The following is a 12,165-nucleotide window of genomic DNA, read 5'->3' on the forward strand; positions in this document are numbered from 1 at the left end:
GGCTGCGCGCAGGGTTTCAACGGGGCCGGGCACGGGTGAACCGCCAGCCGCGGCGGGGCCGGTCCGGGTTGGGCCCATGCCGCGTCTGACGGTCTCACTACCGGCCTGTCATCCGGCTCTCGCACCAACCCTTCCGGCCGGCCGGGTCATGTCCGGCTGGCCACAGGGTGGCGCTGGTGGATATCGACCACCTCCCCTCGTGTTCCAGATGCCCGGCAGCATCAGCCAGAGTGCCGGGCAGGGCTGCCAGTGCTTGGTGGCTAGGAGGTGGCCGTCCGGCGCGTGCGGCGGACCAGCACCAGGATGCCAAGGGCCATCAGGAATGCCCCGATGGCGAGCGTGGGGAGGACCGTGGAACCTGTTGCGGCCAGGACGCTCGAGGCGGCAATGACGGTGATGCCGGAGCCCGCAGGGAGGACCACCGCGATGGCGGGATTGGTGAGGTCAACCGGGGTTGCGGGAGACGCCGGTGTCGCAGGGCCGGTGGGGTCCACGGGGGTTGCGGGGTCAATCGGGTCCGAGGGCGTTACAGGCGTTACGGGGTCCACCGGGTCCACGGGATCGACAGGGTCAACGGGGTCAACGGGCCCCGCGGCTGAACCGCATCCGGCGTCCGTCGAGCCAAGGATGCCAATCGCATTGCAGCCCACGTTCACCGGGATGCTCACGGGGATTGATATCGAGAGGTCACCCAGCAGGCCGTCTCCGAGGAGGCCACCGAGCAGCCCGCCATTGGCGTTGCTGCCGCCGTTGCCGTTGCTTTCCTGGTTGGTTCCGCCAGTGGTGCCGGCGGTGGTTCCTTCGCAGCCGTTGGAGGTGTCGCCGAGGAGGCCCACCGAGTTGCAGGAGGCGTTCACGGGGACGGTTACGGGCGCCGAGGCCTGGGTGTCTCCCAGGGGTCCGCCGAGCAGCCCGCCGTTGGCGTTGCTGCCGCCGTTGCCGTTGGTTTCCTGGTTGGTTCCGCCAGTGGTGCCGGCGGTGGTTCCTTCGCAGCCGTTGGAGGTGTCGCCGAGGAGGCCCACCGAGTTGCAGGAGGCGTTCACGGGGACGGTTACGGGCGCCGAGGCCTGGGTGTCTCCGAGGAGGCCACCGAGCAGCCCGCCGTTGGCGTTGCTGCCGCCGTTGCCGTTGGTTTCCTGGTTGGTTCCGCCAGTGGTGCCGGCGGTGGTTCCTTCGCAGCCGGTGGAGGTGTCGCCGAGGAGGCCCACCGAGTTGCAGGAGGCGTTCACGGGGACGGTTACGGGCGCCGATGCCTGGGTGTCGCCCAGGGGTCCGCCGAGCAGCCCGCCGTTCGAGCCACCGTTGGTTCCGTTGGTGTCTTGCTGGGTTCCACCGGTGGTGGTTCCGGGGGTTCCTTCGCAGCCGGTGGAGGTGTCGCCGAGGAGGCCCACCGAGTTGCAGGAGGCGTTCACGGGGACGGTTACGGGCGCCGATGCCTGGGTGTCTCCGAGGAGGCCACCGAGCAGCCCGCCATTGGCGTTGCTGCCGCCGTTGCCGTTGGTTTCCTGGTTGGTTCCGCCAGTGGTGCCGGCGGTGGTTCCTTCGCAGCCGGTGGAGGTGTCGCCGAGGAGGCCCACCGAGTTGCAGGAGGCGTTCACGGGGACGGTTACGGGCGCCGATGCCTGGGTGTCGCCCAGGGGTCCGCCGAGCAGCCCGCCGTTCGAGCCACCGTTGGTTCCGTTGGTGTCTTGCTGGGTTCCACCGGTGGTGGTTCCGGGGGTTCCTTCGCAGCCGGTGGAGGTGTCGCCGAGGAGGCCCACCGAGTTGCAGGAGGCGTTCACGGGGACGGTTACGGGCGCCGAGGCCTGGGTGTCTCCGAGGAGGCCACCGAGCAGCCCGCCATTGGCGTTGCTGCCGCCGTTGCCGTTGGTTTCCTGGTTGGTTCCGCCAGTGGTGCCGGCGGTGGTTCCTTCGCAGCCGGTGGAGGTGTCGCCGAGGAGGCCCACCGAGTTGCAGGAGGCGTTCACGGGGACGGTTACGGGCGCCGATGCCTGGGTGTCTCCGAGGAGCCCGCCGAGGAGGCCGCCGCTGGAGTCTGAGTTGGCGTTTGTACTGCCGCTGGCCTCGGTTGCGGTGTTCCCCGGCTGGCCTCCCGCCGCAGTGCTTTCGGTGCTGCCGCCGACGGCAACAGCATTGCCTGCGACGTTGACCGGGATGCTGATGGAGGCGCCAGCCTGAAGGCCGCCAAACAGCCCCAGACCATCGGAATCCCACTGGCTGGCCGGCGTTGACGAATCGGACGTGGGGGTCTGGGCGGTGCTGCTGCCGCCCTGATTGAGAACCCCTAGGGAATTGCCGGTGATATCGACGGGAATGGTGGCAGGAACGGCCACTTGGATGGCGCCGAGCAGGCCGCCATTGCTGGAATCATGCTGGTCCGAGGCGGATGCAGTCCCTGCCCCAAGGGCCAACAGCCCTGTGGCAAACACGGCTCCGCAGAGGGTTCTGCGAACGAAGATACGCATGGAAGTTCTCCTAACTGAATGGTGTGTACCGGCCGCGAAGGCGGGCGGTTGATGCCGTTGCTGCCAGCGGTGGGCAGCGGACGGCCATTCAGTCGGGGCGGGAGCCCGGGCGGTCGGAGAGGGATGTGGGCAGCGGCCACGAGTGCGCAGATGCGGACATCGAGTGGCCGAAGGTATTCAAGAAGAGGGATCCGGGCAGGACGGCACTTGCAGCCGCTCCCTGCCCACCGAGTCCGGAACTGGACGAGGCAAGCCCGGAGGCCGTGCCGGCAGCCGGTGTGGCGGCCTGGCAGGGCAGGGCAAGGGCGTCTCCCGCTATGCAGTCCTCGCCGGAGGCTCCTGTGGACGGAGCTGTAGCCGAGCCCTGCAAGCCTGAGGCAGGCAGGCTGCCAGCGGCCGCGGAAAGCGCTGCCAAGACCGGGGAGGTTCCCCGCGTGGCGCTGGACTGCGGGGCGCCGATTGCCGACGCCGCTGCATCGTTCGCAGCGGTGGCTCCGGGGATGGAACCGTCGACGCCGGCAGTGCTGCCGCCGGGGGTCATTGTTCCTGGACCGCCGGAGACTGGATAATCGGTCCCACTGCCTGCGGCCGGGGGAGTGGTTCCCGCTGTGCCGGGACCGGTGGGCGTGCCCGGCACGGTCGGCGTACCGGGCGTACCAGGCACCTGCGGGATGACCTCGGTGACGCCATCAACCATGGGCTGGACAACGTCCACGACGCCCCCAACAACCGGCGCGGTTCCGTCAAGAATTCCAGCTGCGGGCTCCGTGACGCCATTGACGATGCCGCCCACAATCGGCAGCGCACCCAGTCCGGTGTCCACGGCGTCGACGATCCCCAGTACAGGGTTCGTGGCGGTGGAAACGGGATCCGGTCCGACCACGGTGCCCACGATCGGCACCTGCCCGATGGCGGAATCAGCCAGCCCGACGACGGGCTGAAGCACGTTTCCGAGGGCGCCGCCCACTCCGGGTGCCGGTGCGGGTGCCGGAAGAATGGTGCCGACCAAGCCGCCAACCGCACCCGACAAGGAGCCCAGCAGGCCGCTGCGGTTGTCGTTGCCGCTCTCGTGTCCTGCAGCGAATGCGCTGGAGGCTCCAATGGCAAGCCATAGCAGGGTGGCGGCGGCTGTGCCCAGAATCAGTCGAACTGTTCTGGGCACGAGAGTGCGCCACGCGAGACCATACGCTTGCTGCCGCACTCCAACCACCCCCAGATGGATATTGTCGAGCCGTATGATCGACAGCCTAAACCTGCCCACCGACGTCCGTCCATAGTCTGGACGGACGGGATGGCGGACGGGTGGCTATGCGGGCGGAGCCTGGTCGTTGGGGTAGACGACGCCGAGCTGGGCACGGACGTCGTCGAACAGTTCCATGATGGCCAGCGAATCCGACAGCGGCATGGTGGGACTCTCCAACAATCCCGACTGGATGCAGCGGGTGACCTCGCGGAGCTGGTAGGTGTAGCCGGACCCCGGAATGTCGAAGGATTCTTCGCGCTGGGTGTCCCAGCCGGTGCTGATGCGGATGGTGCGGGGGTTGTTGACGGACTTCACAGATTCGATCATGCCTTTGGTGCCGGCGACCACTGCAGCCCGGGGTCCGTGCGAGGTCAGGTAGCTCATCAGCTGGGCCTGCGCGCCGCCGTCGTACTCCAGCGTCAAGGCATTCTGGCTGTCGACACCGAAATCAGTGATGGTGCCGGTGGCCTGCACGCGGGACGGCGCGCCAAGAGCACCCCAGGCCCAGAGCAGCGGGTAGACGGTGACGTCCAGCAGGGCGCCGCCGCCATCGGAGGGGTTCCAGATGCGGGCGGAGAGGTCCAGCGGGGCGGGGAAGCCGAGATCGGCGCGCACCCATTTCACGGTGCCGATCTCTCCGGAGGCGATGACGGAGAGTGCACGCTGGATGCCGGGGACGAAGCGGGCCCAGACGGCCTCCATCAGGAACAGGCCGCGCTCGCGTGCCAGCTCGATCAGGACCTTTGTTTCGGCGGCGTTGATGGTCAGGGCCTTTTCGCAGAGAACATGCTTGCCGGCCTCCAGTGCGGCCTTCGCCACGCGGTAGTGCTGGGCATGCGGGGTGGCGATGTAGACAACGTCCACGGCCGGGTCCTGCACCAGCTGCTCATAGCCGGCCGGTCCCAGTCCGTCCGCGCCACCATCGAAGTAGTGCGAGGCGAACCCAAAGCGGGCCGCGAAGTCCGCCGCCTTGGGCTCAGTTCGGGAGCTGACCGCCTGCAGAACGGCGTCCTCCAGGAGGGCGAGATCGGCCGTCACGGTGCCGGCGATGCCGCCCGTGGCGACGACGCCCCAGCGCAGGGCAGTGCCGGTGGCGGCAAGGGTTTCGGGGTTGTCCGTGGTGTACCAGTCGGGCTTGGCAATGTAGCGCGGTTCAGTCATGCGGCCATTCTGCCATTGGCGCTGGGCCGGGCGCGGACCGGCGGTGGTAGATGACGGAGCGGGCCGCGGGGCAAGGATGCCGGGCCATGGATACGGGGTATCGTGGCCGGAACGTCCATTTCCGGTCGTGTCTGTGGGGAGTCTGCGAAGGAGTGGATATGAGGGTGCTGAGGCGTGTGGTTTTTCCAGTGGCATGGCTGTTGGTTTTTGGGGTGATTGCGGTGGCGCTGGTCAAGATGGCCTTCATCGACGGACTCAAAGAGGAGACGGGGCAGTTGGCCCCGCATGCGGCGGTGGCCGCTCCGCAGGTGCCGGTGGTCCTGGGCACCGTGGTCAACACGGTTGAGCTGAAGGGGACGGTGTCCTCCGACCCGGACGCCACGGCCAAGGCGACGGCGGCCGGGAAGGTGGTGCACTTCTTCGTGGAGGCCGGCGAGAAGGTAGCCCGCGGCGACAAGCTGCTGCAGATCCGTTCCGAGGAAGTGCCCGACGCCGCCCCGGCCGCCCCGGCGGCTCCGTCGGCTCCGTCGGCGGGGGAGGCGCCAGCCGCACCGGTCTACACCTATACCAATGTCCTCTCGCCTGTGGATGGCACAGTGGCGACGCTGCCGCTGCTGCCCAACCAGCAGGTGGGCATCGGCGACGCCGCGGCCACGATTGCCACCGGCACCTTCACCATCAACGCACCTTTGGATGCGGCGGCGCAGTACCGGTTGCTTGGCCGTCCCACCACCGCCACAGGTTTCATCACCGGTGGTCCGGGTGCCTTCACCTGCCTGGACGTCAAGACCGGGAATGCTCCCTCCACGGGCGGCACACCGGCGGGCGGGCTGTCGGTTCCGGCGGCCCCGGCAGGACCGGGTGCACCGTCCGACGGCGGGGCCGGGGGAGCGGTGACCGGCACCGTGAGCTGCGGCGTCCCCTCAACGACAGCGGTGTTCGCCGGGCTGGGCGCCACCGTGACAGTCAGCGCCGGCGAGGCGCGGGATGTCCTCACTGTTCCACTGACGGCCGTCAAGGGCAGCGTCACCGAGGGAACCGTTTGGGTGCCGGCGGCCAGTGGCGAAGCCGAGCAGCGCAAGGTCACCCTGGGTTTGAACGACGGCGCCAAGGTCGAGGTGGTCCAGGGGCTCGCAGCGGGTGAATCCGTGCTGGAATTCGTCCCCGGCGCACCCGCCCCGGAGCAGCCGGGCATGTCCGGCGGCATGGTCCGGATGGGCGGTTGAGCATGGCGGACAACGACATGGCGGACAGGAACACAGCAACAGGGCCCGGTCAGCCGGACGATGGCGGCGCGGCCCAGGTACTGGTGGACCTCCACGATGTGACCCGGACGGTGCTGCTGGCCGACGACGAGGAATTGCACATTCTGCGCGGCGTGACGCTGCGCATCAGCGCGGGGGACCACCTGGCGATTGTCGGCCGCTCGGGCTGCGGCAAGTCCACGCTGCTCAATCTGTTGGGGCTCCTCGACGTCCCCACCAGCGGCAGCCTGGACTTCTTTGGCCGTCCGGTGGGCTCGATGTCCTCCAACGCCAGGGCACGGCTGCGAGGTGCCACCGTGGGCTTCGTCTTCCAACAATTCAATCTGCTCCCGGGCCGCACGGCCTTGGAGAATGTGGCCATGCCGCTGCTCTACGCCAAGGGCCGGGACTTCTGGCGCCGCAATGAGCTGGCCATGGACATGCTGGACCGGGTGGGTCTGGCCTCCCGGGCCGGCACCGCCCAGCACATGCTCTCCGGCGGCGAGCAGCAGCGCGTCGCCATTGCGCGGGCGCTGGTGCGCCGGCCCCGGCTGATCCTGGCCGATGAACCCACGGGAGCCCTCGATGTGGCAACGGGCCAATCGGTGATGGAACTGCTGGAAGGGGTTGCCGAGGAATCCGGGGCGGCGTTGGTGACCATCACCCATGATCCGAATGTGGCATCGCGGGCGCGGACCCAGTATGCCCTGCAGGAGGGCGCCCTCGGCCCCGCGGTGCAGCTGGCGCAGGTGGGGGCATGAGCGGCTTCATCTCGGCACTGGTCGAGGCCTGGTCCGAGCTGCGCATCCACAAGACCCGCATCCTGCTGGCCCTGGTGGGGGTGGCCGTCTCGGTGGCGGCCCTGGCCTCGGTGGTCGGGGTGGGCCAGTTGGCCCGCGAATCCATGCAGGCCAATTCCGAGCGCCAGGGCGGCCGCGAGGCAACGCTGGGCATCATCGGTCCCGGCGGTGGCAGCGGCGCGGACCGGCTGGACGCTGCCTACGATGCCCTGGTGGCACGGTACGGCATCACCTATTCCACCCGCGTGGCCATGGCCAGCGGAGCCTTCCAGTTCCCCGGCGGCGTCCGGAATGTGGAAATCAACGTGGTGGATCCGGCCTATGGTGTCGTCCACCGGGTCGACACCACCCAGGGCGGCTGGTTCGCCGGCGACGACGGCGGCCGGTTGGCTCCCGCCGTCGTCGTCAATGAGGCGTTCTACAACGCGGCCGGACGGCCGGACCTCACCACCGACCCCGTGGTTGGCTTCCGCGGTGATTGGGCGACCCCCACAGTGATGGTCGGCGTGGTGGCGGACCAGTACCCGGGGGCCGGGCCGATGGCCTACATGCTTACTGAAGGGGCACGGACCACGGGGCTGGCCACCGCCGGCGGCATGCCCGTGCAGTACAAGTTGTGGGTCCCGCCCGAAAACGCCGAGGAGCTCAGGATGGCCATGATGGCAGACCTGCAGGCCGCGCTGCCCGGCATGGGCGTTGAGGTTTACCGCAGTGACTATGCTGCCTATGGCGACCCCTTCGCCCAGGTCCAACTGGCCATCGGCGGGATTGCCGTCTTGGTGCTGCTGCTCGGGGCGATTGGGCTGTTGAACATCTCCATGGTCACGGTGCGGTACCGGGTACGGGAGATCGGCATCCGGCGCAGTTTCGGCGCGACGTCGGGGCGGATCTTTGCCGGTGTGCTGATGGAATCGGTGGTGGCCACCACCGTGGCCGGCGCACTGGGCGTCATGGTGGCCATTGCCGTGGTGAAGAATCCCTTCATCGAGGAAAACATTGCTCCGGGTCTGACGGACTATCCGGCCTTCCCGCTGGAGGCGGCGCTGCTGGGCATGGGTGCGGCAGTGCTGGTGGGGGCGCTGGCCGGAGCCATCCCCGCGCTGGTCGCCATCCGCGTGAAGGTGATCGACGCCATCCGCTTCTAGGGGCGTCCACCCCGCCTCGGGAGGCTTAGCCGGCGTGGATTTCCCGGTGCGCGGCGGCCAGGGCGACGTACCGGAAGGCGTTGGCGCGAACGCCGTCGATCTCTTCGGAAGAGAGCTCCCGGCGGACCTTGGCCGGAACTCCGGCCACCAGCGAGCCCGGCGGCACCACCATGCCCTCCAGCACCACGGCGCCTCCGGCCACCAGGGAGCCGGCGCCGATGACGGCACCGTTCATCACCGTGGCGCCCATGCCAATGAGGCAGTCGTCCTCCACGGTGCAGCCGTGGACGACGGCGCCGTGCCCAACGCTGACGCCGTTGCCGATGGTGGTGGGGAAGCCGGGGTCCGCATGGAGCACCACGTTGTCCTGGAGGTTGGACCCGGCGCCGACGCGGATGGCAGCGGTGTCCCCGCGCACCACCACGCCGTAGAACGCGCTGGAGTCCCCGCCAAGGACCACATCGCCAATCAGGGTGGCGTTGGGCGCGACGAAGGTGGACGGGGACACGGCGGGGGTTTTGCCCCCAAAGGGGATCTGCAGGCTCATGGACCGATCCTAGCGCCGGCCCGCGCTCCGGTCAGCGCGTGGCGTTTGCCCGCGGACGTGCTACTTGAAGACGACCGTGCGCGTGCCGTCCAGCAGCACCCGGTGCTCGGCATGCCACTGCACGGCCTGGGCCAAGGTGCGGGCCTCGACGTCGCGGCCCATCGCCACGAACTGCTCGGTGGAGTGGCCGTGGTCCACGCGGATCACTTCCTGCTCGATGATCGGCCCCTCATCCAGCGCCGCCGTCACGTAGTGCGCCGTGGCACCAATGATCTTCACGCCGCGGGCATGTGCCTGGTGGTAGGGCTTGGCGCCCTTGAAGGAGGGCAGGAAGGAGTGGTGGATGTTGATGGCCTTGCCGGTCAGATCCGTGCACAGGGAGTCCGAGAGGACCTGCATGTAGCGGGCCAGCACCACCAGCTCGACGTCGTGCTCCTCAATGAGCTCGCGCAGGGCGTCCTCGGCCTCCTGCTTCGTACCGGGGGTGACGGGGATGTAGTAGAAGGGGATGCCGTAGAACGCGGCCAGATCCGCCAGGTCCTTGTGGTTGGAGACAATGGCGGGGATCTCGATGGGGAGCGTGCCCGAGCGCTGCAGGAAGAGCAGATCGTTAAGGCAGTGTGCCGCCTTGGACGCGAGGATCAGGGTGCGCACCGGCGCACCGGCCCGGTGCAGCTGCCACTTCAGCCCAAAGGAAGCGGCCACCGGCTCGAGGTGCTCGCGCAGGCGAGTGAACGACGTCGTCGTATCCACGGCGACGCGCATGAAAAAGGTGCCCGTATCGGAATTCCCGTACTGCTGGGAATCGGTGATGTTGCAACCAGCCTCAAGCAGCGAACCGGACACGGCATGGACAATGCCGGGCGTATCCGCGCAGGAGAGGGTCAGGACATATCCGGTGGGGGCTTCGACAGCTGCGTTTTCACTCACCACTCCAACGTTACCGGTGCCGGGGCCATCCCCGCTCCGCCCGCGCCCGTGTGGGCGGCCTCGTCCGGGCCTGGTCCCGGCCTGGTCCGGGCCTCGGGGGAGGCCGTCCTGGAGCATGCATTAGAATTGAAGCCGTTGCAACTGGCGTTAGGTGGGACACCACCGGGGAGCAGCACTGGAGAAGACCACGGATCGTACGCCTGGGCCGAGGGTCATGTTAAAGCTGATGGAGCCTTCCATTACGGTGTGCTGTCGCGCGCTGTGAAGGGCAGCGGTCCACCGGATAACCTGACCAGTAGTAGTTTCAAAACCCCATCCAGGAGTCTGTAGTGTCTGCTAACCCCACCCAAACTGTGACCAATCTTCCGCTCGCAGAGCTGGATCCGGAAATTGCCGCCGTCCTGCGCGACGAGCTCGGCCGCCAGCGTGGCACCCTCGAAATGATCGCCTCGGAGAACTTCGCCCCGCGCGCAGTCCTCGAGGCCCAGGGCTCCGTGCTGACCAACAAGTACGCCGAGGGCTACCCGGGCCGCCGCTACTACGGCGGCTGCGAATACGTTGACGTTGCCGAGAACCTGGCGATCGAGCGGGTCAAGGCCCTCTTCGGCGCCGAGTACGCCAACGTCCAGCCGCACTCCGGCGCCCAGGCCAACGCCGCAGCGCTCGCCGCCATGATCACCCCCGGGGACAAGATCCTGGGTCTGTCGCTGGCCCACGGTGGCCACCTGACCCACGGCATGAAGCTGAACTTCTCCGGCAAGCTGTACAACGTTGCCGCCTACCAGGTCGAGGAAGACAACTTCCGCATCGACATGGACAAGCTGCGCGAGCAGGCCATCGCCGAGAAGCCCCAGGTCATCATCGCCGGCTGGTCCGCCTACCCGCGCCACCTGGACTTCGCCGCCTTCCGCTCCATCGCCGATGAGGTGGGCGCCCTGCTCTGGACGGACATGGCACACTTCGCCGGTCTGGTTGCCGCAGGCCTGCACCCCTCCCCGGTGCCGTACTCCGACGTCGTCACCTCCACCGTGCACAAGACGCTGGCCGGCCCGCGCTCCGGTGTGATCCTGGCCAAGCAGGAGTGGGCCAAGAAGCTCAACTCCGCCGTGTTCCCGGGACAGCAGGGCGGCCCGCTCATGCACGTCATCGCCGCCAAGGCCGTGGCCTTCAAGGTTGCCGGTTCCGAGGAGTTCAAGGAGCGCCAGGAGCGCGTCCTGGAAGGTGCCAAGATCATTGCCGAGCGTCTGAACGCCGCCGATGTTGCCGAGGCCGGCGTGTCCGTGCTGACCGGTGGCACCGATGTGCACCTGGTGCTCGTTGACCTGCGCAACTCCGCACTGGACGGCCAGCAGGCCGAGGACCTCCTGCACTCCGTGGGCATCACCGTCAACCGCAACGCCGTGCCGTTCGACCCGCGCCCGCCGATGGTCACCTCCGGCCTGCGCATCGGCACCCCGGCCCTGGCCACCCGTGGCTTTGGTGCCGCGGAGTTCACCGAGGTTGCCGAGATCATCGCCACCGCGCTGAAGGCAGGCTCCGCCGTCGACGTCGAGGCCCTGCGTGCCCGCGTGGACACGCTGGCCAACGACTTCCCGCTGTACCCCGGCCAGGAGCAGTGGTAAACAGCATGTCTGAAGCAGCAACTGCGCAGATCCTCGACGGCAAGGCCACAGCCGCTGCCATCAAGGCCGAGCTCAAGGAGCGGGTGGCCGTTCTGGCCACCCGCGGCGTGACCCCGGGCCTGGGGACCATTCTGGTGGGGGAGGACCCCGGTTCCAAGTGGTACGTCGGCGGCAAGCACAAGGACTGCGCCGAGGTGGGCATCACGTCCATCCGCCGCGACCTGCCCGAGACCACCACCCAGGATGAACTCCTGGCGGTCATCGCCGAGCTCAACGCGAACCCGGAATGCACTGGCTACATCGTCCAGCTGCCGCTGCCGGCGCACATTGACCAGGACGTGGTGCTTGAAGCCATGGACCCGGACAAGGACGCCGACGGTCTGCACCCGATGAACCTGGGCCGCCTGGTGGCCAACGTCAACAAGCCGATGACGTCCCCGCTGCCGTGCACGCCCAAGGGCTGTGTCGTGCTGCTGGAACGCCATGGGATCACCCTGGCCGGCAAGCGCGTCCTGGTGGTGGGCCGTGGGGTGACCATCGGCCGCCCCATCGGGCTGCTGCTGACCCGCCGCGACATCAACGCCACGGTGGTCCTGGCCCACACGGGCACCAAGGACCTGGCGGCGGAACTGCGCCAGGCCGACGTCGTGATCGCTGCGGCCGGACAGGCGCACATGATCAAGGCGGCCGAGCTGAAGCCGGGCGCGATCGTGCTCGACGTCGGCGTCTCCCGCGTTGACGATGGCAACGGCAAGGCCGTGGTCACCGGTGACGTGGAGCCCGCCGCGGCAGAGGTTGCCAGCTGGATCTCGCCCAACCCCGGTGGTGTGGGTCCGATGACCCGCGCCATGCTGCTGGCCAACGTCGTCGAATCCGCCGAACGGGCCGCCGGCCTCTAGCCAGCCCAACTGTGTGACAGATAACGCCCTTCTGGAGCTCCAGATGGGCGTTATCTGTTGCACAGATGTTTGTACTCCCCGGGGAGTAGGCGCGGCTGCGCTGGGCGGG

General features: G+C 68.4%; 10 protein-coding genes and 1 riboswitch. Of the genes, 5 read left to right on the plus strand and 5 right to left on the minus strand.

Translation table 11 applies throughout. From position 1 onward, the window contains the following. Positions 1 to 260: 260 nt before the first annotated feature. The 3 genes from K254_RS26285 to K254_RS0100570 all read right to left on the minus strand — a co-directional run bounded on the left by K254_RS26285 (position 261) and on the right by K254_RS0100570 (position 4,869). Positions 261 to 2,465: a hypothetical protein gene (locus K254_RS26285; RefSeq protein ID WP_026553750.1), complete on the minus strand. Its 2,205-nt coding sequence runs from the start codon at positions 2,463 to 2,465 to the stop codon at positions 261 to 263. Between the two features lie 88 nt (positions 2,466 to 2,553). Then, positions 2,554 to 3,627 carry a hypothetical protein gene (locus K254_RS0100565; RefSeq protein WP_026553751.1) on the minus strand — a complete coding sequence of 358 codons (1,074 nt, stop codon included), beginning with the start codon at positions 3,625 to 3,627 and terminating at the stop codon, positions 2,554 to 2,556. Positions 3,628 to 3,771: 144 nt separating this feature from the next. After that, the gene (locus K254_RS0100570; RefSeq protein ID WP_026553752.1) at positions 3,772 to 4,869 is read right to left on the minus strand and encodes a Gfo/Idh/MocA family protein; all 1,098 of its coding nucleotides are present in this window, start codon (positions 4,867 to 4,869) and stop codon (positions 3,772 to 3,774) included. A gap of 188 nt (positions 4,870 to 5,057) precedes the next feature. Here K254_RS0100570 and K254_RS20985 point away from each other — a divergent pair, with 188 nt between their 5' ends. The 3 genes from K254_RS20985 to K254_RS0100585 are packed head-to-tail and all read left to right on the plus strand — an operon-like array spanning position 5,058 to position 8,058. Further along, entirely contained in the window at positions 5,058 to 6,095 is a 1,038-nt protein-coding gene (locus K254_RS20985) for an efflux RND transporter periplasmic adaptor subunit (RefSeq protein ID WP_196810843.1), read from the plus strand. Between the two features lie 2 nt (positions 6,096 to 6,097). Beyond that, positions 6,098 to 6,874 carry an ABC transporter ATP-binding protein gene (locus K254_RS0100580; RefSeq protein WP_231391708.1) on the plus strand — a complete coding sequence of 259 codons (777 nt, stop codon included), beginning with the start codon at positions 6,098 to 6,100 and terminating at the stop codon, positions 6,872 to 6,874. Next, entirely contained in the window at positions 6,871 to 8,058 is a 1,188-nt protein-coding gene (locus tag K254_RS0100585; RefSeq protein WP_026553754.1) for an ABC transporter permease, read from the plus strand. The genes K254_RS0100580 and K254_RS0100585 overlap by 4 nt, the downstream gene beginning before the upstream one ends. Positions 8,059 to 8,083: 25 nt before the next feature. On the opposite strand, the gene K254_RS0100590 is transcribed toward K254_RS0100585, so the two are convergent. Continuing rightward, positions 8,084 to 8,605, minus strand: coding sequence for a gamma carbonic anhydrase family protein (locus tag K254_RS0100590; protein WP_026553755.1), 522 nt, complete (start codon positions 8,603 to 8,605; stop codon positions 8,084 to 8,086). A gap of 60 nt (positions 8,606 to 8,665) precedes the next feature. Next, positions 8,666 to 9,535 carry a formyltetrahydrofolate deformylase gene (gene purU, locus K254_RS0100595; RefSeq protein WP_026553756.1) on the minus strand — a complete coding sequence of 290 codons (870 nt, stop codon included), beginning with the start codon at positions 9,533 to 9,535 and terminating at the stop codon, positions 8,666 to 8,668. A gap of 127 nt (positions 9,536 to 9,662) precedes the next feature. Next, a riboswitch (ZMP/ZTP riboswitch) is annotated at positions 9,663 to 9,748 on the plus strand. Positions 9,749 to 9,864: 116 nt separating this feature from the next. Between purU and glyA the strand changes: the two genes are divergently transcribed. Together glyA and K254_RS0100605 are read left to right on the plus strand one after the other, a co-directional pair. Beyond that, complete coding sequence (gene glyA / locus K254_RS0100600) at positions 9,865 to 11,157, plus strand: serine hydroxymethyltransferase (RefSeq protein WP_026553757.1); 1,293 nt, start codon at positions 9,865 to 9,867, stop codon at positions 11,155 to 11,157. Between the two features lie 5 nt (positions 11,158 to 11,162). Beyond that, a complete protein-coding gene (locus K254_RS0100605) occupies positions 11,163 to 12,056 on the plus strand; it encodes a bifunctional methylenetetrahydrofolate dehydrogenase/methenyltetrahydrofolate cyclohydrolase (protein WP_035748822.1) in 894 nt (297 codons plus the stop codon). The last annotated feature ends 109 nt before the right edge of the window (positions 12,057 to 12,165 follow it).

The organism is Arthrobacter sp. 35W, assembly GCF_000482545.1.
Taxonomy (GTDB): Bacteria; Actinomycetota; Actinomycetes; order Actinomycetales; family Micrococcaceae; genus Specibacter.